This window comes from Massilia atriviolacea (assembly GCF_003953935.1).
Classification (GTDB): Bacteria; Pseudomonadota; Gammaproteobacteria; order Burkholderiales; family Burkholderiaceae_D; genus Telluria_A; species Telluria_A atriviolacea.
Genome location: NZ_RXLQ01000028.1, coordinates 36,439 through 58,203, shown reverse-complemented (window position 1 = coordinate 58,203; position 21,765 = coordinate 36,439). Strand labels below are relative to the sequence as shown.

21 protein-coding genes and 1 pseudogene are annotated in these 21,765 nt (G+C 63.7%); 7 read left to right on the top strand and 15 right to left on the bottom strand.

What is annotated here, in order from left to right; all coding sequences use genetic code 11:
• Together mreC and EJB06_RS30175 are read right to left on the bottom strand one after the other, a co-directional pair.
• The coding region (mreC, locus tag EJB06_RS30180; protein ID WP_126077728.1) for a rod shape-determining protein MreC at positions 1 to 1,025 on the bottom strand (1,025 nt) is incomplete at its 3' end.
• Between the two features lie 206 nt (positions 1,026 to 1,231).
• On the bottom strand, positions 1,232 to 2,275 hold the full coding sequence (locus EJB06_RS30175) for a rod shape-determining protein (RefSeq protein ID WP_126077727.1): 1,044 nt from the start codon (positions 2,273 to 2,275) through the stop codon (positions 1,232 to 1,234).
• A 327-nt stretch (positions 2,276 to 2,602) separates the two neighbouring features.
• Here EJB06_RS30175 and gatC point away from each other — a divergent pair, with 327 nt between their 5' ends.
• The 6 genes from gatC (at position 2,603) to EJB06_RS30145 (ending at position 7,489) form a co-directional block, all read left to right on the top strand.
• Positions 2,603 to 2,905, top strand: a complete 303-nt coding sequence (gatC, locus tag EJB06_RS30170) for an Asp-tRNA(Asn)/Glu-tRNA(Gln) amidotransferase subunit GatC (RefSeq protein WP_126077726.1) — start codon at positions 2,603 to 2,605, stop codon at positions 2,903 to 2,905.
• A gap of 65 nt (positions 2,906 to 2,970) precedes the next feature.
• Positions 2,971 to 4,446: an Asp-tRNA(Asn)/Glu-tRNA(Gln) amidotransferase subunit GatA gene (gatA, locus tag EJB06_RS30165; protein WP_126077725.1), complete on the top strand. Its 1,476-nt coding sequence runs from the start codon at positions 2,971 to 2,973 to the stop codon at positions 4,444 to 4,446.
• Positions 4,447 to 4,503: 57 nt separating this feature from the next.
• The gene (gene gatB / locus EJB06_RS30160; protein ID WP_126077724.1) at positions 4,504 to 5,964 is read left to right on the top strand and encodes an Asp-tRNA(Asn)/Glu-tRNA(Gln) amidotransferase subunit GatB; all 1,461 of its coding nucleotides are present in this window, start codon (positions 4,504 to 4,506) and stop codon (positions 5,962 to 5,964) included.
• Between the two features lie 124 nt (positions 5,965 to 6,088).
• Positions 6,089 to 6,631 carry an endonuclease V gene (locus tag EJB06_RS30155; protein ID WP_126077723.1) on the top strand — a complete coding sequence of 181 codons (543 nt, stop codon included), beginning with the start codon at positions 6,089 to 6,091 and terminating at the stop codon, positions 6,629 to 6,631.
• 79 nt (positions 6,632 to 6,710) lie between these two features.
• Positions 6,711 to 7,106: a hypothetical protein gene (locus tag EJB06_RS30150; protein ID WP_126077722.1), complete on the top strand. Its 396-nt coding sequence runs from the start codon at positions 6,711 to 6,713 to the stop codon at positions 7,104 to 7,106.
• Positions 7,103 to 7,489 (top strand): hypothetical protein, encoded by a 387-nt coding sequence (locus EJB06_RS30145; protein ID WP_126077721.1) that lies wholly within the window; start codon positions 7,103 to 7,105, stop codon positions 7,487 to 7,489. Before EJB06_RS30150 ends, EJB06_RS30145 begins: the two co-directional genes overlap by 4 nt.
• A gap of 39 nt (positions 7,490 to 7,528) precedes the next feature.
• Here EJB06_RS30145 and pyrE read toward each other — a convergent pair whose 3' ends face one another.
• Complete coding sequence (gene pyrE / locus EJB06_RS30140) at positions 7,529 to 8,191, bottom strand: orotate phosphoribosyltransferase (RefSeq protein ID WP_126077720.1); 663 nt, start codon at positions 8,189 to 8,191, stop codon at positions 7,529 to 7,531.
• A 67-nt stretch (positions 8,192 to 8,258) separates the two neighbouring features.
• On the opposite strand from pyrE, the pseudogene EJB06_RS30135 reads away from it, so the two are divergent.
• Positions 8,259 to 9,020, top strand: a pseudogene (locus tag EJB06_RS30135) (exodeoxyribonuclease III); the annotation flags it as partial.
• A gap of 147 nt (positions 9,021 to 9,167) precedes the next feature.
• Here the strand turns inward: EJB06_RS30135 and EJB06_RS30130 are convergent.
• The 12 genes from EJB06_RS30130 to EJB06_RS30075 form a co-directional block, all read right to left on the bottom strand.
• The gene (locus EJB06_RS30130) at positions 9,168 to 10,076 is read right to left on the bottom strand and encodes an RluA family pseudouridine synthase (RefSeq protein WP_126077719.1); all 909 of its coding nucleotides are present in this window, start codon (positions 10,074 to 10,076) and stop codon (positions 9,168 to 9,170) included.
• On the bottom strand, positions 10,077 to 10,982 hold the full coding sequence (locus tag EJB06_RS30125; RefSeq protein WP_126077718.1) for a M48 family metallopeptidase: 906 nt from the start codon (positions 10,980 to 10,982) through the stop codon (positions 10,077 to 10,079).
• A gap of 89 nt (positions 10,983 to 11,071) precedes the next feature.
• Positions 11,072 to 11,686, bottom strand: coding sequence for a methionine biosynthesis protein MetW (metW, locus tag EJB06_RS30120; RefSeq protein ID WP_126077717.1), 615 nt, complete (start codon positions 11,684 to 11,686; stop codon positions 11,072 to 11,074).
• Complete coding sequence (gene metX, locus EJB06_RS30115; RefSeq protein ID WP_229427355.1) at positions 11,683 to 12,804, bottom strand: homoserine O-succinyltransferase MetX; 1,122 nt, start codon at positions 12,802 to 12,804, stop codon at positions 11,683 to 11,685. Before metX ends, metW begins: the two co-directional genes overlap by 4 nt.
• Positions 12,805 to 12,946: 142 nt before the next feature.
• Positions 12,947 to 14,698, bottom strand: coding sequence for a phosphoenolpyruvate--protein phosphotransferase (ptsP, locus tag EJB06_RS30110; RefSeq protein WP_126077715.1), 1,752 nt, complete (start codon positions 14,696 to 14,698; stop codon positions 12,947 to 12,949).
• 32 nt (positions 14,699 to 14,730) lie between these two features.
• Positions 14,731 to 15,000 (bottom strand): HPr family phosphocarrier protein, encoded by a 270-nt coding sequence (locus tag EJB06_RS30105; RefSeq protein ID WP_126077714.1) that lies wholly within the window; start codon positions 14,998 to 15,000, stop codon positions 14,731 to 14,733.
• A 63-nt stretch (positions 15,001 to 15,063) separates the two neighbouring features.
• The gene (locus EJB06_RS30100; RefSeq protein ID WP_126077713.1) at positions 15,064 to 15,471 is read right to left on the bottom strand and encodes a PTS sugar transporter subunit IIA; all 408 of its coding nucleotides are present in this window, start codon (positions 15,469 to 15,471) and stop codon (positions 15,064 to 15,066) included.
• A gap of 12 nt (positions 15,472 to 15,483) precedes the next feature.
• A complete protein-coding gene (gene gshB / locus EJB06_RS30095) occupies positions 15,484 to 16,431 on the bottom strand; it encodes a glutathione synthase (RefSeq protein ID WP_126077712.1) in 948 nt (315 codons plus the stop codon).
• A 103-nt stretch (positions 16,432 to 16,534) separates the two neighbouring features.
• Positions 16,535 to 17,062, bottom strand: a complete 528-nt coding sequence (locus EJB06_RS30090) for a PEP-CTERM sorting domain-containing protein (RefSeq protein WP_229427354.1) — start codon at positions 17,060 to 17,062, stop codon at positions 16,535 to 16,537.
• Between the two features lie 280 nt (positions 17,063 to 17,342).
• Positions 17,343 to 18,644 (bottom strand): glutamate--cysteine ligase, encoded by a 1,302-nt coding sequence (gene gshA / locus EJB06_RS30085; protein WP_126077711.1) that lies wholly within the window; start codon positions 18,642 to 18,644, stop codon positions 17,343 to 17,345.
• 200 nt (positions 18,645 to 18,844) lie between these two features.
• On the bottom strand, positions 18,845 to 19,951 hold the full coding sequence (locus EJB06_RS30080; RefSeq protein ID WP_126077710.1) for a hypothetical protein: 1,107 nt from the start codon (positions 19,949 to 19,951) through the stop codon (positions 18,845 to 18,847).
• Between the two features lie 258 nt (positions 19,952 to 20,209).
• Positions 20,210 to 21,751, bottom strand: a complete 1,542-nt coding sequence (locus EJB06_RS30075; protein ID WP_126077709.1) for an ammonium transporter — start codon at positions 21,749 to 21,751, stop codon at positions 20,210 to 20,212.
• Positions 21,752 to 21,765 lie beyond the last annotated feature (14 nt).

The window sequence follows — 21,765 nt, the reverse complement described above, 5'->3', positions numbered from 1 at the left end:
GGCGCCGTCTTCGGCGCGGCGGCGCCCGGCGCGGCGGCGCCCGGCGTGCCGGCTTTCGGCGCGGCGGCCGCGGGCGTGACGGCGGCAGCGGCGGCGGTGGCGATCGGCAGCGCGCCTTCCCTGATCGGCGCCATCTTTTGCAGGTTTTTCCTGGTCGGCGCGGGCGGCTCTTCGGGCGGGCGCTCCGGCAGCTGCGGCAGGGTGGTCAGGATCAGCACGTGGCGGTGGCGGTCGATCCCGGCCAGCGGCTGGCACACCACGCCGCCGAAGGCGCCGGCGCCGCTGTTTTCGACCTTGCTGACCTTGGCCACGGCCAGGCCGGCCGGGTAGACCCCGTCCAGGCCCGAGGTAATCAGGACGTCGCCCACCTGGATGTCGGCATTGGGCGCGACGAAGCGCAGGTCGAGCGTGCCGGACTGGCCGCGCCCGTAGGCCACGCTGCGCAAGCCGTTCCTCAGCACCTGCACCGGAATGGCCTGTTCGCGGTCGGTCAGGAGCGTGACTTCGGAGGTAAACGGGAACACGCGCGTGACCTGGCCGACCACGCCGGCGTTATCGATCACCGGCTGGCCGAGCGCGGCGCCGTGCTGGCTGCCGCGGTCGAGCACGATTTTTCGGGTGGAGCTGTCGCGCGCGTCGTACAGGATTTCGCTGAGCATGGTCTTGACCGGCACATGCTCGCGCGCGCCCAGCAGTTTGCGCAGCTGGGCGTTTTCGACGCTCTGGAGCTGGGCTTGCTGGAGTTTTTCGGCGACCGCGACCTGCTCGATCTTGAGCTCGCGCACTTCCTGCCTGAGCGAGGAAACGGAAGAGAAATAGCCGCCCATGCCGGCCAGCGCGTCGCGCGGCATGAGGGCCGCCATCTGCAGCGGATACAGCACCGTGCCGGCCGCCTGGCGCACCGAGGACAAGACCTGGATGCGGGCATCGATCATCAGCAGCGCGATCGAAATAAACGCGAAAACCGTCACCTTGACCCGGGCTGGGGCGCCTTGCTTGAAGAGTGGCGGAGGACTGTATTCCATGAAATCCAATAAGCGGGGCTAAGAGCACGCAGGACGAAATCCCGATCGATCGGCACCGGGGTCAGACCTCCGGCTTGCATGCCTTGTCCAACCGGGTCTGTCCATGGTTGTACAAGGCATTGCAAGCCGAAGATCTGAACGGTACGCCGGCTGCGCCGGCAGTGCAAGCCGAAACCGCGCCGCGCACGCGCACGGCGCGCCGGCTGTTACTCGTAAGAAAAGATCGAGCCCAGCTTGTCCATCCGCTCCAGCGCCATGCCGGAGCCGCGCACCACGCAGGTCAGCGGGTCTTCGGCCACCAGCACCGGCAGGCCGGTTTCTTCCATCAGCAGGCGGTCGAGGTCGCGCAGCAGGGCGCCGCCGCCGGTGAGCATCATGCCTTTTTCGGCGATGTCGGCGCCCAGTTCCGGCGGAGTCTGTTCCAGCGCGTTCTTGACGGCCGACACGATGTTATTGAGCGGGTCGGTCAGCGCTTCCAGGATCTCGTTCGAGGAAATGGTAAACGAGCGCGGGATGCCTTCGGACAGGTTGCGGCCCTTGACTTCCATTTCCTTCACTTCGGAACCGGGGAAGGCCGAACCGATGGCCTTCTTGATCGCTTCGGCCGTCTGTTCGCCGATCAGCATGCCGTAGTTGCGGCGGATGTAGTTGACGATGGCTTCGTCGAACTTGTCGCCGCCGACCCGCACCGAGCCCTTGTAGACCATGCCGCCCAGCGAAATAATGCCCACTTCGGTGGTGCCGCCGCCGATGTCGACCACCATCGAGCCGGTCGCTTCGGAAACCGGCAGGCCGGCGCCGATGGCCGCTGCCATCGGTTCTTCGATCAGGTAGACTTGGGAAGCGCCGGCGCCGAGCGCCGATTCGCGGATCGCGCGCCGCTCGACCTGGGTGGAACCGCAGGGAACGCAGATGATGATGCGGGGGGAAGGACGGAATACCTTGGAATCGTGCACCATGCGGATGAACTGCTTGAGCATCTGCTCGGTGACGGTGAAGTCGGCGATCACGCCGTCTTTCATCGGGCGGATCGCCTCGATATTGCCCGGCACCTTGCCGAGCATTTGTTTTGCCTGTTTACCGACTGCCTGGATCGTCTTTTTGCCGTTCGGGCCGCCTTCCTGGCGGATCGCAACCACGGAAGGTTCGTCCAGGACGATGCCCTGTCCGCGTACATAAATCAGGGTGTTCGCCGTACCGAGGTCAATCGCCAGATCGCTGGAAAAGTAGCTGCGTAAAAAACCAAACATGAGTGTCCTGATGCGCAACGGGCTGCGCGTAAGCATTAAAATGAGTAGAGAAACGCTACGAAATAAACAGCCGCCGCGCGCTGACTTCCCGCACCGGCACGGCCGTTTGCATGCTGCGGCCACTCCTATTCGGCGCCGACAACGCATTAGCCCGCCATTCTACCTTATAATTTGCGCGTTAATCGCTGAAAAACCGGTGTTTTGCGCGCCTATTCCCCCTGTGAGATCAGGGCCTTTAGGAAGCTTTTATCGGCTTTAGCGCTCTGTTATCGAAACTTCACTATTCGTCCACACTTTATTCGACGCGGCCCGCGCCGCGCACATTCCATGTCCCTGACACTTTCAGAAGTAGAACGTATCGCCAAACTGGCCCAGCTCGAGATGGACGCCGCCCACGCCGAGATTGCCCTGGTGGAATTGAACGGCATTTTCGCCCTGGCCGAGCAGATGAAGGACATCGACACCACCGGCGTGGAGCCGCTGTCGCACCCGCTGGCCGCGATCCTGGGCAAGCTGCCGCTGCGCCTGCGCGACGACGTCGTCACCGAGGAAAACGCGCGCGAGGCCTACCAGGCGCCGGCGCCGAAGACCCAGGACGGCCTGTACCTGGTGCCGAAAGTGATCGAATAAGGTCGCTGTCGCCGTCGCCGAGTCCATTTGAGCTATCCCGAACCTACGTCAGCCGAGCATCCGCCATGCATACAAAAACCATTGAACAGCTGTCCGCGCTCCTGCACGCGAAACAGATCTCAGCCACCGAGCTGACCACCCATTTCCTGCAGCGCGCCAAAGCGAGCGAGCTGAACGCCTTCCTGCAAGTCGACGAAGCCTTGTCGCTGGAGCAAGCCAAAGCCGCCGATGCGCGCCTCGCGTCCGGCAATGCCGGCCCGCTGACCGGCATTCCGATCGCGCACAAGGATATTTTCGTCACCAGGGGCTGGCGTTCGACCGCCGGCTCGAAGATGCTGTCCAATTACGTCAGCCCGTTCGACGCCACCGTGGTCGACAAATTCAATCACGCCGGCATGGTCACCCTGGGCAAGCTCAATTGCGACGAATTCGCGATGGGCTCCTCGAACGAAAACTCGGCCTTCGGCGCCGTCAAGAATCCGTGGGACACGCTGGCCGTGCCGGGCGGCTCCTCGGGCGGCTCGGCGGCGGCGATTGCCGCGCGCCTGGCGCCGGCCGCCACCGCCACCGACACCGGCGGCTCGATCCGCCAGCCTGCCGCGTTTTGCGGCGTGACCGGCATCAAGCCGACCTATGGCCGCGTCTCGCGCTTCGGCATGATCGCCTTCGCGTCCTCGCTCGACCAGGGCGGCCCGATCGCCCAGAGCGCGCAGGACTGCGCCATGCTGCTTAACGAGATGGTCGGCTTCGACCCGCGCGACGCCACCAGCCTGACGGCCGAACAGGGCAATGTGCGCGAAGACTTCACGCGCGACCTGAACGCCCCGCTCAAGGGCTTGCGCATCGGCTTGCCGAAAGAATACTTCGGCGAAGGCCTGGCGGCCGACGTGGAACAGGCTGTGCGCGCCGCGCTCGACGAATTCGTCAAGCTCGGCGCCACCCTGGTGGACATTTCGCTGCCGAAGACGGCGATGTCGATCCCTGTTTACTACATCATCGCCCCGGCCGAAGCCTCGTCCAACCTGTCGCGCTTCGACGGCGTGCGCTACGGCCACCGCGCCAGCGGGTACAAGGACCTGGAAGACATGTACCGCAAGTCGCGCGCCGAAGGCTTCGGCCCGGAAGTGCAGCGCCGCATCCTGGTCGGCACCTATGTGCTGTGCCATGGCTACTACGACGCCTACTACCTGCAAGCCCAGAAGATCCGGCGCCTGATCGCCGACGACTTCCAGGCCGCGCTGGGCAACAGCTGCGATGTGATCATGGGACCGGTCGCGCCGAGCGTAGCCTGGGACCTGGGCGACAAGACCAACGATCCGGTCGCCAACTACCTGGCCGACATCTTTACGCTGTCGACCAGCCTGGCCGGCCTGCCCGGCATGTCGATCCCGTGCGGCTTCGGCCAGGGCGAGAAGAACGGCAAGCGTCCGGTGGGCCTGCAAATCATCGGTAATTACTTTGCCGAAGCGAAATTGCTCAATATCGCCCACCAATACCAGCTGGCCACCGACTGGCACACCCGCGCGCCGGCCGGCATCTGATTTTCGCCGGGTGCGCACCAGGTGCGCACCGGCAACCTGACAAGAAAAGAGAACACTATGCAATGGGAAGTCGTCATCGGTCTTGAGAACCACGTGCAGCTCACGACCAACTCCAAGATTTTCAGCGGCAGTGCGATCCAGTTCGGCGCCGAGCCGAACACCCAGGCCAGCCCGGTCGACCTGGCGCTGCCGGGCGTGCTGCCGGTCATGAACCGCGGCGCGGTCGAACGCGCGATCCGCTTCGGCCTGGCGGTGGACGCCAAGGTCGCGAACGAGTCTGTGTTCGCGCGCAAGAACTACTTTTATCCGGACTTGCCGAAGGGTTACCAGATCAGCCAGTTCGCCGATCCGGTCGTCATCGGCGGCAAGATCACCTTCGGCTTCGACAAGGATGGCCAGTTCCAGACCAGGACCGTCAACCTGACGCGCGCCCACCTGGAAGAAGACGCCGGCAAGTCGCTGCACGAAGACTATGCCGGCATGAGCGGCATCGACCTGAACCGCGCCGGCACGCCGCTGCTGGAAATCGTCTCCGAGCCGGAAATGCGCAGCGCGGCCGAAGCCGTGGCCTACGCCAAGGCGCTGCATACCCTGGTCGTGTGGCTGGGCGTGTGCGACGGCAACATGCAGGAAGGCTCGTTCCGCTGCGACGTCAACGTGTCGGTGCGTCCGGTCGGGCAACAGGAATTCGGCACGCGCTGCGAAATCAAGAACCTGAACTCCTTCCGTTTCATGGAAGAGGCGATCGCCTATGAAGTGCGGCGCCAGATCGAGTTGATCGAAGAAGGCGGCAAGGTGCAGCAAGCCACGCGCCTGTGGGATCCGGACAAGAAGGAAACGCGCCTGATGCGCACCAAGGAAGACGCCCAGGATTACCGCTACTTCCCCGACCCCGACCTGCCGCCGCTGCTCATTTCCGACGAATGGATCGCGCGCGTCAAGGCCGACATGCCGGAACTGCCGGCCGCCATGCGCGCCCGCTTCACCACCGACTACGGCCTGCCCGAATACGACAGCCTGTTCCTGACCTCGTCGAAAGCGATGGCCGCCTACTTCGAAGCCGTGGTCGCCAAGACGGGCAAAGAGCAGGCCAAGACCGTGGCCAACTGGCTGATGGGCGATGTGGCCTCGACCCTGAACCGGGAAAACGTCGACATCGCCGATTCGCCGGTGGAAGCGTCGCAGCTGGCGCTGATGATCAAGCGCATCGCCGACGGCACGATTTCCAACAAGAGCGCCAAGGAAGTGTTCGCGGGCATGTGGGAAGCCAAGTCGACCGATGAACACATCGCCGACGTGATCATCAAGGAAAAAGACCTGGTGACCATGTCCGACAGCGGCGCGCTGGAAAAGATCGTCGACGAGGTGCTGGCGGCCAACGCCAAATCGGTCGAGCAATACCGTGCCGGCAAGGAAGCGGCCATCAACGCGCTGATCGGCCAGTCCATGAAGGCGTCCAAAGGCAAGGCCAACCCGGCCGAGCTGACCGAACTGCTCAAGAAGAAACTGGCGGGTTGATTCCCTGCCGCGCTGGCGGCACGATCGCCTCGCAGCGGCCGTCAACCCTGAAAAACCGGGCAGCGCACGCCCCGGTTTTGCAGCGTTGGCGGCCGGCGTCGTTTTGCCCAAGTAGAATTGCCTGATGATATTGGCCGTGGACGTGCACGACGATGCGGATTGCGGCCATGCGGCCGGGCTGCTGTTCGAGCGCTGGGATGCCCTGTCGCCCGTGGCGACGCTCGGCAAAAAACAGCCTGGTGTCGGCGACGATGTTCCCGGCGAATTCTACAAGCGCGAGCTGCCCTGCATTCTCGCCCTGCTGGACGAACTCGACGGGCTTCCCGAGACTATCGTCATCGATGGTGTCGTGTTCCTCGACGGCCATGCGCAAGCCGGCCTGGGCAAGCATCTGTACGATGCGCTCGACGGCAAGCCCAGGATTATCGGCGTGGCGAAAACGGCCTACGCCGGCATCGGCGCCGAGTACAAACTGTTGCGCGGCGACAGCATCAAGCCTTTGTACATCACCTGCATCGGCCTGGAGCTGGCGGCGGCGAAGGCACACATCGCCGCCATGCACGGAGCGCACCGCATGCCGGTCTTGCTGAAAACGGTGGATCGCATGTGCCGCGAGCGGGCACTGGCGGTCACGGCCGGCATTGCGCCCGATTCACCGCAGAGCTGAATCCGATTGAGGGCGCGCAAACGCGCGTTCGTTTTTCGCCGTCAGACTGAATGGTCGCTATCCTGCAAACGCCCCCCTCATGCTCACCATCGCCGATCTTGAAACGCTTGCCCGCACGCGCCTGCGCGAGGCCACCGCCCTTTTCATTGCCAAGGAATATTCCGGATCTGCATATCTCAGCGGATATGCCGTAGAGCTGACGCTCAAAGGAAAAATTTGCATGGTACTCAACTGGGAAGGTTTTCCGGAAACGCGTTCAGAATTCAACGGACTCCAGTCCTTCAAGATCCACGACCTGGAAATACTCGCGTTCCTCGCAGGATTAACCCATGTATTGGGAACCAAATATGTCCAAGCCTGGTCTGACGTGACAGGATGGTCGCCTGACGACCGCTATCGCCGTCCAGGATCCCTTAACGCGGCTTACGCCAAGAAAATGCTGGCTGCCGCATCGCTTTTGGTGAGCAGACTATGAACGCGTTCACAGGCAGGCTACTGACCTTGGAAGAAAGCATTGCACGCAAAAAAGGCCCGTTTATCCTGTTTGCGGTGTTAAAAGTACATCCTGTTGTGGACGCCTGGAACCTGGTCGTCTGTGCGGAATGGATCGAGCACGACATCGCCTACGCAATCGACTTCATCGCCAAGCAGCTCTACAAAACCTTCCCTCCGGCCGAACGGGGCAGGATCATGCGTATTGCGACGGTCGCGCCCGACAATCCGGACCTTCTCGACGTGCTCGACCAATACGAAGCCGACCACGAAGTGAAGAAAATGCGTCGCGGACATTACTTCCAGCAAAACATCGAGCAGGGCTACCTATTCACGGCGCGTCGGCAGCAAACCGAACCCGGCTGAAACAACGGGCACCCGCCCGCGCCGCCCACCCAGCGCTACTTACACCCCGTAGCGCGTCCGGTACGCCGACACCGCATCCTTGTACTGCGCCATCTCCGGATCGGCCCCGGCCGCGTTCAGGTACGTGAACAAATCGTCCAGGTTCCCGATCGACACCACCGGAATATTGAACTCCTGGCTGACCTGCTGCACCGCCGAACTCGGCGACAGTTCGCCATCCTTGCCCGAGCGCTCCATGCGGTCGAGCGCGATCAGCACCGCGCACGGCTCGGCCCCGGCGGCGCGGATCATGTCGACCGATTCGCGCACCGAGGTGCCGGCCGAAATCACGTCATCGATGATCACGACCTTGCCGGACAGCTTGGCGCCGACGATGGTGCCGCCCTCGCCGTGGTCCTTGGCTTCCTTGCGGTTGTAGGCGAACGAGGTGTTATGGCCCTTGCCCGCCAGCGCCACCGCCGTGGCCGACGCCAGGGTGATGCCCTTGTAGGCCGGTCCGAACAGCATGTCGAATTCGATGCCCGAATCGATCAGGGTCTGGGCGTAGAACTGGGCCAGCTGGGCCAGGGTGGCGCCGTCATGGAACAGGCCGGCATTGAAGAAATACGGCGACTGGCGGCCCGCCTTGGTGGTGAAATCGCCGAAGCGCAACACGCCCGCCGACACCGAAAACGCGATAAACTGTTGGCGCAAATTATTCACGACGACCTCATTTGTTCATATAGAAAAGTGGCGCTATTTTACGCCACCCTCCATACCCCCTGGAACCATGCCAAAAATTATTTCCGCAAACCTGAACGGGATCCGCTCCGCCCACAAGAAGGGCTTTTTCAACTGGATGGCGAACCAGACCGCCGATTTCATCTGCGTCCAGGAGCTCAAGGCGCAGTTGCCCGACATGACAGAGGAATTCCTGGCCCCGGGCGGCTATCACGGCCATTTCCATTACGCCGAGAAAAAAGGCTACTCGGGCACCGGCATCTACAGCCGGGTCAAACCGGACGCCGTGCGCACCGGCTTCGGCAGCCCCGAATTCGATGCCGAAGGCCGCTATGTGCGTTGCGATTTCGGCAAGCTGACCATCATTTCGGTCTATTGCCCGTCCGGTTCTTCCTCGCCGGAACGCCAGGAAGCCAAGTTCCGCTTCATGGAATTGTTCCTGCCGCACTTGCTCGAACTGCGCGCCGAAGGCCGCGAAGTGGTCATCTGCGGCGACTGGAATATCGCCCACCACGAGATCGACCTGAAGAACTTCAAGGGCAACAAGAAGAACTCGGGCTTCCTGCCGGAAGAGCGCGCCTGGCTGAGCAAGATTTTCGATGAAGTCGGCTTCGTGGACGTGCATCGCGGCATCGACAAACGCCCCGAGCAGTACACCTGGTGGAGCAACCGCGGCCAGGCCTACGCCAAGAACGTCGGCTGGCGCATCGATTATCACGTGGCAACACCCGGCATCGCGGCCCAGGCCAAGGAAGTGCTCATCTATAAGGATGAGCGCTTTTCCGACCATGCGCCCCTGATCATCGATTACCGCATNTGGCTGCCAGAACCGGCGCGTTGCTGCGTTGGCTCCTGCTTGCAGTGCTCGCACTGCCGCGCACTCGCCGCCTTGCACCGCATCCGTTTCTGTTTGCCAAAACTCACATTTATTTCCGGTCAAGTACTTAGCGCGCCAGCGCTACAGGACGCGCGCGCTCTCGAAGCGGCGCGCTTCCCCCGTCAAAGGGTCGTCGAAGCGGATCGAGCGCGCCAGCAGCTTGAGCGGATTGGCGAAATCGTCGCCCTTGCACGGCAGCGCCTCGGGATAGAACCCATCGTTCACGATCGGCGCGCCCAGCGCGGCCATGTGCACGCGCAACTGGTGCTTGCGCCCCGTATGCGGCTGCAGGCGGTACAGCATGGCATCGCCCTGGGGCGCGATCACATCGATCACGCTTTCCGAATTCGCTTCGCCCTCGACCTCCTGCATGCGGAAAAACGGATGTCCTTCCACCATGCGGCTGCGGTGCACCAGCGGAAAATCGAGCGACGGCAAGGGCGCGGCCAGCGCTTCGTATTCCTTCTGCACGCTGCGCTTCTGGAACAGCGACTGGTAGGCGCCGCGGGTCGCTGCCTGGTGCGAAAAGATCACCACCCCGGCCGTTTCGCGGTCCAGCCGGTGGATCGGGGTGAGATGCGCCAGCCCCGTCTTGTTCTTCAGCCGCACCAGTAAGGTTTCGTGCAGGAAGCGTCCACCGGGCGTCATCGGCAGGAAATGCGGCTTGTCGACCACCAGCAGGTGCGCGTCCTGATACAGGATCTGTTCCTCGAAAGGAATCGGCGTTTCGGCGTCGAGCTCGCGGTAATACCAGATGCGCATGCCGCGCTTGAGCACGCTGTCGGGCCCGAGTACGTTGCCGCCGGCGTCGACCACCTCGCCGCGCGCCATGCGGTCGCGCCAGAGCGCCTCCCCCACCTTGGCAAAATGCGATGTCAGAAAAGCCAGCGCAGCGCCGGCCGGGGTGGCGTCGAGCCACACATAGCTGGGCGCGACGCCATCGCGGATGGGCAGCGGAACGTGCGCGTTGGCGTCGGCCTGGCGTCCCATTTACCTGAGCGCGGCCGTGCGGTACGGCGGCAGTTGCGCCACCGAGGTGTTCTTGCTGCGCGCGTACAGCGGCAGCAGCACGTTCATGTGCGCCTCCATCTGGCGGATGCGTTCCTTGCCGCCCGGGTGGGTCGAGAGCCAGGCCGGCGGCGCGCCATTGTTTTGCGCCGCCATTTTTTGCCACAGGATGACGCCGGCGCGCGGGTCGAAGCCGGCGCGCGCGGCCAGGTCCAGGCCGATCAGGTCGGCTTCGCGTTCGTCGTCGCGCGAAAATTTGAGCGAGGCGAACTGCGCGCCGTACTGGGCGATGGTGTCGGTCATATTCGGATCGACGCCGAACACGGACGCGATGATCGCGCCGCCCAGGCGCGCGCCGACGTTGGTCGCGGTCGACTTGACCGTCTGCTCGCGCCCGTGCTCGCGCAGCGCGTGCGAAATTTCGTGGCCCATGATGGCCGCCACTTCATCGTCGGTCAGGTTCAGCCTGGTCAGGATGCCGCTGAAAAACGCGATCCGCCCGCCCGGCATGCAAAACGCGTTCACCTGGTCCGATTCGAGCAGGTTGACCTGCCACTTCCACTTGGCCGCTTCCGGATTCCAGCGCGTCGCGTAGGGAATGATGCGCTTGGCGATGGCGCGCAGGCGCACCACCTGCGGATGGTTGTCGGGCACCAGCGCGCCCTTCTGCTGGGCCTGGCCCATCAGTTGCGTGTATTGCTGCGCCGCTTCCTCGTCCATGCGTTCGGCCGAGGCCAGCACGCGGTAGCGCGGCATCGGCCGCACCTGGATGCCGTCCTGCACCGCCGCCGCGTCTTTTTTGATGGGCGCCGGCAGCGCTTGCTGGGCGCTGGCGACGGTCGCCAGGCTCAGCGTAACGGCCAGCAAGATTGGTTTGATTTGTTTCATGGAAGGTGTCCGTGCTGTGTATTTGATAACATCATCATCGCAGGAAATTGCGTAAACTCGCACACGATATGCATCATGCCGCCGGCCGCCTACGCCGGCCGCGACTTTTTGCGCAGCCGGAATACCGCCAGGCTGCCGCGCAGGTTGGGCAGGAACGAGACCGGCTTGCCGTCGGCCAGCGCGACCCGCTCCAGCACTTCGAGGCCGCATTCTTCCGCCAGTTCCTCGAAATCGTAGATGGTTGCGCAGCGCACGTTGGGCGTGTCGTACCACTGGTACGGCAGCGACTTGGAGACCGGCATGCGGCCCTTGAGCAGCGCCACCCGGTGCGGCCAGTAGGCAAAATTGGGGAAGGAGACGATCGCCTCGCTCCCGACCCGCACGATATCGCGCAGCAGCGCCTCGACGTGCTGCATCATCTGCAGCGACGACAGGCACAGGACCGTGTCGAAGGAATTATCGGAAAACAGGCCGAGGCCTTTTTCCATGTCCTGCTGGATCACGTTGATGCCGCGCCGCGCGCTGGCCAGCAGCGAGTCGTCGGCGATTTCGATGCCGTAGCCGGTGCAGCCCTTGCCGCTCTGGAGATAGCGCAGCATGGCGCCGTCGCCGCAGCCCACGTCGAGCACGTGCGCCTGTTGCGGCACCCAGTGCGCGATAAAGGCCAGGTCGGGGCGCAGGCTGGAGAGGTCTTCGAAATTCATGCTTGTCCTTTCACCGGCATGGCTTCCCAGATGCGCTGGTAGTAGGCGCGCACCATGTTCATGTAACGCTCGTCTTCGAGCAGGAAGGCGTCGTGGCCGTGCGGCGCATCGATTTCGGCATAGGTGACGCGGCGCCGGTTGCAGACCAGGGCCTCGACGATCTCGCGCGAGCGCTCCGGCGAAAAGCGCCAGTCGGTGGTGAACGAGGCGACGAAGAAGTCGGCCCTGGTGCCGGCCAGCGCGCGGGTGAGCGAGCCGCCGAATTCGCGCGCCGGATCGAAGTAGTCGAGCGCCTTGGTGATCAGGAGGTAGGTATTGGCGTCGAAGTATTCCGAGAACTTGTCGCCCTGGTAGCGCAGGTAGGATTCGATTTCGAAGTCGATGCCGAAGTCGAATTTGTAGTCGTTGTTCTCGGCCGCGTTACGCAGCTTGCGGCCGAATTTTTCGGCCATGTCGTCGTTCGACAGGTAGGTGATGTGGCCGACCATGCGCGCCACGCGCAGGCCGTTCTTGGGCACCACGCCATGCGCGTAGAAGTCGCCGCCACGGTAATCCGGGTCCGACAGGATGGCCTGGCGCGCCACGTCGTTGAAGGCGATATTCTGCGCCGACAGCTTGGCGGTGGAGGCGATCACGACGCAGTGGCGCAGGCGATCGGGGAACATGATGCTCCACGCGAGCGCCTGCATGCCGCCGAGCGAGCCGCCCATGACGGCGGCGAATTGCGCAATCCCGAGGGCGTCGGCCAGGCGCGCCTGCGCGGCGACCCAGTCTTCGACCGTCACCACGGGGAAGGAGGCGCCGTACGGTTTGCCGGTGGCGGGATTCGGGTGCATCGGGCCGGTCGAGCCGAAGCAGGAGCCGAGGTTGTTGACGCCGATGACGAAGAAGCGGTCGGTGTCGAGCGGCTTGCCCGGACCGACCATATTGTTCCACCAGCCGGTGCTTTTCGGGTCGCCCTCGTAGGTGCCGGCCACGTGGTGCGAAGCGTTCAGGGCGTGGCAGACCAGCACCGCGTTCGATTTGTCGGCGTTCAGGGTGCCGTAGGTTTCGTACACCAGGGTGTACTCGGCCAGGGCGCCGCCGCCCTGCAACCGCAGCGGTTCGGCAAAGCGCATCGCTTGCGGGGAGACTATTCCAATGGATGACATGAGATTCTAAAAATGGATAAAACGGCTAAACTTAAAACCGTCGTTCCCGCGCAGGCGGGAACGACGCGACTGGGGTGGGGAACGACGTCAAAGCGGCACAAGCAGCGACTCAAACCACCTGCAACTGCCGCACCGCCTCCACGATCGCGTGCGGCTCGGTGGTGCGCAGGATCTTGCGCGTTTGCGCAGTGATCGTCGTCAGGTCGCAATTGAGGATCTCCTGCTTGACCGACAGCAGCTGCGCCGGATGCATCGAAAATTCGCGCAATCCCATGCCCAGCAACAGGCGCGTCAGCTTCACGTCGCCCGCCATCTCGCCGCACACCGCCACGTCGATCCCGGCCTTCTTGCCGGCCGAGATGGTCATCGCGATCAACTGCAGGATCGCCGGATGCAGCGGATCGTACAGGTGCGCCACTTCGTAATCGACGCGGTCGATCGCCAGCGTGTACTGAATCAGGTCGTTGGTCCCGATCGACAGAAAATTCATGCGCTTGACGAACATCGGCAAGGACAGCGCCGCCGCCGGAATCTCGATCATGGCGCCGACATCGATCGCCGCATCGAACTTCTGCCCCGCTTCGCGCAGCTGCGCCTTGGCCTGCTCCACCATCGCCAGGCACTGGTCGATCTCGAACACGTGCGAGAGCATCGGAATCAGCAGACGCACCTTGCCGAACGCCGACGCGCGCAGGATCGCGCGCAACTGGGTCAGGAACAACTGCGGCTCGGCCAGGCAATAGCGGATCGCGCGCAGTCCCAGCGCCGGATTGAGCGCGGTGTGCTCGGTCTGGTCGAGCGGCTTGTCGGCGCCGATGTCGAGCGTGCGGATCGTCACCGGCCGCCCCTTCATCGCCACCACCGCCTTGCGGTACTGTTCGAACTGCTCGTCCTCGCTCGGAATCTTGTGGGCGTGCCCGGCGCGTCCCATGAACAGGAACTCGGAGCGGAACAGGCCCACCCCTTCGGCCCCGCATTCGAGCGCGTGCGGGCAGTCGTCCGGCAGCTCGATGTTGGCCAGCAGCGTGATCACGGTGCCGTCGCGCGTGACAGCCGGGGTTTTCTTGAGCTTGGAGAGCTTCTTGCGCGCCTTGAGCATGGCCGCCTGGCGCGCCCGGTACTGTTCCAGCACCAGGGTGCTCGGATTGCAGATCACCACGCCGGCGTCGCCGTCGATGATCACCCAGTCGTCCTGCTCGATCAGCTGCGAGGCCTGCGACATCCCCACCGCCGCCGGAATATCCAGGCTGCGCGCCACGATCGCCGTGTGCGAGTTCTGCCCGCCCACGTCGGTGACGAAACCGATGAACGAGCGGTCGCGGAACTGCAGCATGTCGGCCGGCGAGATATCGTGCGCGACGACGATCATCTGCGGCTGGAATTCTTCGTCCGTCACCGGCGCCGGGGCCAGCTGGGCGGTGCCCATCAGGACCTTGAGCACCCGTTCGGCCACCTGCTGGATATCGGCCTTGCGCTCGCGCAGGTAAGGGTCTTCGATCTCGTCGAACTGCGCCGACAGCTCGTCGATCTGGGTCACCAGCGCCCACTCGGCGTTGTAGTGGCGCGTGCGGATGATGTCGAGCGGCGCTTCCGAAATCATCGGGTCCGACAGGATCAGCGCATGCACGTCGATGAAGGCGCCCAGCTCCGTCGGCGCATCCTTGGGCAGGTCGGTCCACAGCGCCTGCAAGCCGCGGTGCACTTCCGCCAGCGCGTCCTGCAGGCGCTTGACCTCCGCTTCCAGCTGTTCTTCCGCCACCAGGTAGTGCTTGACGTCGAGCGCCGCGGGCGTGAGCAGGTGCGCGCGGCCGATCGAAATCCCGCGCGAGACGGGAATCCCGTGCAGCGTGAACGATGCCATGGACATGCCGGCAGAGGTGCGTCCGACCGGCATTACTCGCCTTCGCCGAATTTGTCGTTGATCAGCGCGGTGAGCGCTTCGACACATTCCTTTTCATCGGCGCCGTCGGCTTCCAGGGTAACCCTGGCGCCTTTGCCGGCGGCCAGCATCATCACGCCCATGATCGACTTGGCGTTGATGCGGCGCGCATTGCGGGTGAGCCAGACGTCGCTCGAAAACTTCGCGGCCAGCTGCGTGAATTTGGCGGAGGCGCGCGCATGCAAACCCAGCTTGTTGATAATTTCAAGATCTTGTTGAATCATGTTGTAGTCGTCTCTTCACTCGGATCGCACACCTGGTGGCCGCAGCCACCGCCAAAAAAACCTTTACGCCGGTCCTACCCTGATGCGATTGTCGACCCGCACCGCGCCGCTCTGCGCCCCCGCCAGCGCCATCTCGACCACCACGTCGAGCGTGTCGCGTCGGTAGGTGATCGCGCGCAGCAGCATCGGCAGGCTGATGCCGGCGATGACTTCGACGCGCCCGGCATCGGCCAGGCAATTGCAGCAATTGGCCGGCGTGCCGCCCTTGATATCGGTGATCACTAGCACGCCGGTGCCGTCGTCGAGGCGGCAGATCGCTTCGCGCGCCAGTTCGTTCACCTCGGCCAGGTCCTGGTCGGCGGTGACGTCGATCGCCTCGAAATGCTCGGTCGGGCCACGGAACACGTGCGCCACCGCGGCGATGAATGCCTGCCCGAGCGGCGCATGGGTCATCAACAGAATGCCTACCATAATATGTTCGCCTTACTTTCCCTTGCTGCGACGCTCGACGGCGTCGATGAACATCGCCGCCACGTCGAAGCCCGCCTGGTCGAAGATCTCCTGGAAGCAGGTCGGGCTGGTGACGTTGACTTCGGTGAGACACTCGCCGATCACGTCCAATCCTACCAGCAACAGGCCACGCTCGGCCAGCACCGGACCGATGCTCTCGGCGATGTGCAGGTCGTGCGCGCTCAGGGGCTGGGCCACGCCGATGCCGCCGGCGGCCAGGTTGCCGCGAATTTCCGTCCCCTGCGGGATGCGCGCCAGCGAAAACGGTACCGGCTTGCCGTCGATGACGAGGATGCGCTTGTCGCCCTTGACGATCTCGGGGATGTAGCGCTGCGCCATGATGGTCCGGGCGCCGTTGTCGGTCAGCGTTTCGATCACCGAGCCGAGGTTCATGCCGTCGGCGCCGATGCGGAAGATCCCGGCTCCGCCCATGCCGTCGAGCGGCTTGAAGATCACATCGCCATGCCTGGCGTGGAAAGCCCGCAGGCGCGCCGGGTCCGAGGCGACCAGGGTGGGCGAGGTCAATTCGGTGAACTGGGCGATCGCCAGCTTTTCGTTATGGTCGCGGATCGCCGACGGCTTGTTGAAGATGCGCGCGCCCTGGCGTTCGGCCAGTTCGAGCAGATAGGTGCTGTACACGTACTCCATGTCGAACGGCGGGTCCTTGCGCTGGATCACGGCGTCGAACTCGGACAGGCGCATCGCGGCCTTCGGCTCGGCGCGATACCAGTCGTCGGCCTCGCCCGTCAGGGCGATGCGGGCGATATCGGCGCTGACGACGCCCTCTTCCAGGGCCATGTCGCGCTGCTCGAAGGCGTAGACCGCGTGGCCGCGCCGGGCCGCCTCGCGCATCATGGCGAAGGTCGAATCCTTGTACGTCTTGAAGCCGGACAGCGGATCGGCGAGGAAAGCGATTTTCATGGGCGATTCCATTCAGGGTAATGCCTGATTTTAGCCGGAAACGCCGATGTTGGCTTGGGATGAGGCCGGATGAGTGAGCGGGGGCGCCCTGCCCCCTTGTCGATTATCCCTTGCGGCGCTTGACGACAGCGCCGAGTGCCAGCAGGCCGGCGCCCAGCATCAGCCAGGTTTGAGGTTCCGGCACGGCATTGACCGTGGCCACAGTCTGGCTCACGAAGTGGCGCGAATAATAATGCGGCTCGCCAGTCCAGTCATAGGTGGCTGATTCGTACCATACACGGCCGACATCGACCGCGTTGCTGGTGCTGCCCCAATCGAAGTACCAGTTTCCTTCAATGTTGAAGTCCAGGGCGCCGCCCGGGACGAACGAGAACCGTTTCACCATGCATCCGGCACAGGAAACGTAGTCTTTTCCCGAATAGTTCAAGGACTTGAGCTCCGACATGTCGAAGCGGCCGTCGGCGTTGACGTCATCGACAGTCAACGTGCCCTTGATTGTCTGATCCAGCACGGTCGAATCGCTTTGCCAGGATTCGCCGAAATAGCGGAACGACCAATCGAATTGCTGCTCGGCCGCCTGGATCGGGGTGAGGCAGGCCAGCAACGCCGCGCCGGCGAAGAGTGTCTTCATGATTGTCCATTTCGAAAGATTGTAAAATTGACATACTAACACGAATTGACATTTGTGCATCAAGCCGAGGTTTGCAAACACATCGGGGGATGGCGCTGCCGGAGGAGGGACCCATGCGGGCCGATTGCTCGACCATGGGAGCTGCGGGAACCCGCCAGCCTGGACGGGCGGGCCGGGCAACAAGGACGATGCGACTGCGAGGCTGCGCGGCCGCGCGGGTGCGTGGAGCGCAGCGCAGGCACGGGGCGGCGGACCCGTGCCCCGGCTGGCGCGTCAATCGTCAATACACTTCGGGATTCGGATCGGTGCGCTCCATCTCGAGCGAGGCCGCAATCAGGCCCAGCCGGGCCACCACGCCATACACATAGAAGCGGTTCGGCGCCGCCGTGCCCGGCTTGGCCTTCAGGTCCGGCACCGCGTGCTGCTGGGCGAACGCCAGCGGCACGTACTGCGAGCCGGGCGCGTTCAGGTTCTGGTCGATCCCGCGCTCGGCGTGAATGCGGTAAAAGCCGCCCACCACGTAGCGGTCGATCATGTACACGACCGGCTCGGCCACGGCGTCCTTGATGCTCTCGAAGGTCGGCACGCCTTCCTGGATGATGACGTCGCTGATTTCCACGCCATCCTTGATCACCGACATCTTCTGGCGCTGCGCGCGGGTCAGTTCGCGCACTTCGCTGGCGTCCTTGATGGTCAGGATCCCCATGCCGTACGTGCCGGCGTCGGGTTTCAGGATCACGAACGGTTTTTGCTCCTTGATCCCGTATTCCTTGTACTTCTTGCGGATCTTGGCCAGCAGCATCGTCACATTGTCGGCCAGGCATTCCACGCCCTGGTCTTCGTCGAAATTGATGGCGCCGCACTTGCTGTGGAAGGGATTGACCATCCACGGATCGACGTCGATCAGCTTGCCGAACTTCTTGGCCACTTCATCGTAGGCGGCCAGGTGGTTGCTCTTGCGCCGCAGGGCCCAGCCGGCGTGCAGCGGCGGCAGCAGCGATTGCTCGTGCACGTTTTCCAGGATCGCCGGGATGCCCGCCGACAGGTCGTTATTGAGCAAGATCGTGCAAGGATCGAAATCCTTCAGGCCCACGCGGCGGCCGTTGCTTGACCTCACCAGCGGCTCGACCACCAGCATGTTCCCGTCCGGCAGAGCCAGCGGCGTGGGCTGGGTGACTTCGGGCGACAGCGAGCCGAGCCGGACATGCAAGCCGGTCTGGCGGAAAATCTGCATCAGGCGCGCCACGTTCTGCAGGTAATGCGGATTGCGCGTGTGCCCTTCCGGCACCAGCAGCAGGTTGCGGGCGTCCGGGCAATACTTGTCGATCGCGGCCATGGCGGCCTGCACCGCCAGCGGCAGCATCTCGGTGGCAAGATTGTTAAAACCGCCAGGAAACAGATTGGTATCGACCGGGGCCAGCTTGTAGCCGGCGTTGCGCAGGTCGACCGAGCAATAGAACGGCGGCGTATGTTCCTGCCACTCCATGCGGAACCAGCGCTCAATGGCGGGCGTGGCCGCCAGGATTTTCTTTTCGAGGTCGAGCAGCGGTCCGGTCAGGGCCGTGACGAGGTGGGGAACCATGGTTACTTCCTTAAATGATGCGGGAGGGCGACCCTCCAAGGCACGCAGAATTCGCTATATTACCGTGCGAGAACACCACATCGGGGCGAAATCCGTATTTTAAAGTCCCATGGCCTTGCCAGGCAAAAACGAGCTTGCTCACCCGATCCCTTGCCCACACCCGGTGCGGCTCCCCGCCTCCCGCTTGCCGTCAGCGGGGCTCAGGTGCTTGCGGGCACGGACAGCTTGGCGGTGACGGCGTCGCCGACAGCGAAGGCATCTGCCTCCTCGGGCAAGGCGTGATAGGCTTTTTGCGCGGCGTCGAACGCCACTTTTTCCGCGTTGGTGGCAGCCAGTGCCCGGTTGAACTCCTTTGCCGCGGTTTTTTTCGTCTCGAAGAGGCCCATGTACGTCCGGTCCTGCTCCCTCAACTCCCGACGCTCGTTGAACTCCGGGGTCTGTTCTCCTTTATACGTTTCGAGCGTTGCAAGCGCCGCTTCGTGGGCGGCCTTCGCATTCGAAAACTCAGCACCTGTCTGCAACAACCGGGCTGGGGTATGAAGTGCCAGATTTCTGAGCGTGGCGTTGCGTTTCTCGCGATCTGCGCCATACACGCTTGTATGGTAGGACGCTGCTTCGGCGCTCTCGGCTGGGGACATGGGCGACTCCTTGACAGCCAACGTTGCCTTTTCCAGTATGTCATCGGGAATTTGCTTGGAATGTGGCGGCTGTATTCCTTCCTGGGCAATATATTTGGCGATCATGAAGAATTGTTGTGCATGGCGCGATTCGTGGTATGCCGTCCCGGCGGTCTCGGCCATCGACCTGGTTTCCAGGTTTTCCGCCGTCATTCCCATACTCCAGGTTTTCGAGTCGAACTCGCCACTGCGCCCGCCGCCTGGCTCCATCAGTTTGATGCGCGGGGGCGGCATGCCGGCTGCTTCAAAGTGGCCGGTGATGACGTTTTGAAAATGTTCGATCTTTTGCTCGGAGGATTTCTCGGCCCAATCGGCATTCACTGCGTTCATTTGAGCAACGAAGTTATCGATGAGGGCGGGATGCGAAAGACTGGACACGCCTGCGCCGAACAGTCGATTGGGGTGCCCGGTTTTTAACCTCTTGAAATCCTCGGTCACCATTTCGTCGATCAACCGTCGCTGCATATTCCTGTCGCGCGCGGACACTGGCGTTCGCTGGGACGGTCGGCTGGCGGCGGCGCTATTGTCGGGATGCGCGGCCTGGGTTCCGGCTGCGTCGGCAATCGGAGAGGTCTGGATGGGGCTGACGACTTGGCGAGAGGCGGCATGATTGACTGGGGCTGCACGCATTTGTTGACCTTAACAAGAGGGGTATGGCAGGGACCAAGGCGGCGCCTTGGCGGAGCGATCGACTGTCATCGAGTGAGTAGCGCCGGGCCGGCATCGGTTCCATGAGGAACTGGCAACGATGCCTCCCGCCAGGCAGGGCCCATGCAACATGCCGCCGACAACATGCAGCGGGCCCCAGAAGTCGTTGCCAACTTGTGGGGCCCGCTGTTGCGCCTGTATGTGCAGGCCGGCCGCAAGGACCGGCCATGCCGTCGCCGCTCAGCCGTGGTAGGCCGACTCGCCGTGGCTGGTGATGTCCAGCCCTTCGCGCTCCTCTTCTTCCGGCACGCGCAGGCCGATCACCAGGTCCACCAGCTTGTAGGCAGCGAAGGAGACCAGCGCCGACCACAGGATGGTGGTGCCGACCGCGGTCAGCTGGGTGAGCACCTGGCCGCCGATCGAATAGTCCGCCGATGCCTTGTTCGCAACATAGTCGAAGATACCCTGGCCGCCCAGCGACGGCGCCGCGAACACGCCGGTCAGCAGCGCCCCCACGATCCCGCCCACGCCGTGCACGCCGAACACGTCGAGCGAGTCGTCGGCGCCGATCAGGCGCTTGAGGCCGTTCACGCCCCACAGGCAGACGATACCCGCCAGCAAGCCAATCACCAGGCCGCCCATCGGGCCGACGAAGCCGGCGGCCGGGGTGATCGCCACCAGGCCGGCCACCGCGCCGGAGGCGGCGCCCAGCATCGATGGCTTGCCCTTGGTGACCCACTCGCCCAGCACCCACGACAGGGTGGCGCAGGCGGTTGCCAGCAGGGTGTTGATGAAGGCCAGCGCGGCGATGTCGCCCGCTTCCAGGGCCGAGCCGGCGTTAAAACCGAACCAGCCCACCCACAGCAGCGAGGCGCCGATCATGGTCATGGTCAGCGAGTGCGGCGCCATGGCTTCGCGGCCGTAGCCGACCCGCTTGCCGATCAGGATCGCGCCCATCAGGCCGGCCACCGCCGCATTGATGTGCACCACGGTGCCGCCGGCGAAATCGAGCGCACCTTTCTGGAACAGCCAGCCGGCTTTCGCGGTTTCGGTCGCCAGGGTGGCGGCATCGGTGATGGCGTCGGGACCGGTCCAGAACCAGACCATGTGGGCGATCGGCAGGTAGCCGAAAGTGAACCACAGCACCATGAAGGCCAGCACGGCGGCAAACTTGATGCGTTCGGCAAAGGCGCCGACGATCAGGCAGCAGGTAATCGCGGCAAAGGTGCCCTGGAAGGCCACGTAGATGAACTCGGGAATGACCACGCCCTTGCTGAAGGTGGCGGCGTAGGCGAAGGCGCCCTTGGCCGGATCCCAGATGCCCGTCAGCAAGGCCCGGTCGAAGCCGCCGATGACGGCGTTCCCCGGCGTAAACGCGACCGAATAGCCGTAGATGCACCACAGCACGATGATCAGCGCAAACACCACGAATACCTGCATCAGCACCGACAGCATGTTCTTGGTGCGCACCAGGCCGCCGTAAAACAGGGCCAGGCCGGGAATCGTCATCAGGATCACCAGCACGGTGGCGATGAACATCCAGGTGGTGTCGCCTTTTTGCGGCACCGGCGCCGGCGCGGCGGCCGGTGCTGGCGTGGCCACGCTGGCGCTGGCCGGCGCGGGCGTGACTGCGGTGGTGGCCGGCGCGTCGACCGGGGCGACGACGGCGGCCGCCGTATCAGGCTTAGGCGCATCCTGGGCCGAGGCCGGCAGAGGCAGGGCGGCGCCCATGGCGCACATGAGCGCGAGTCCGGCCAGCCATGTTGTGATCGTTTTATTCATCAGTATTCCCTCAG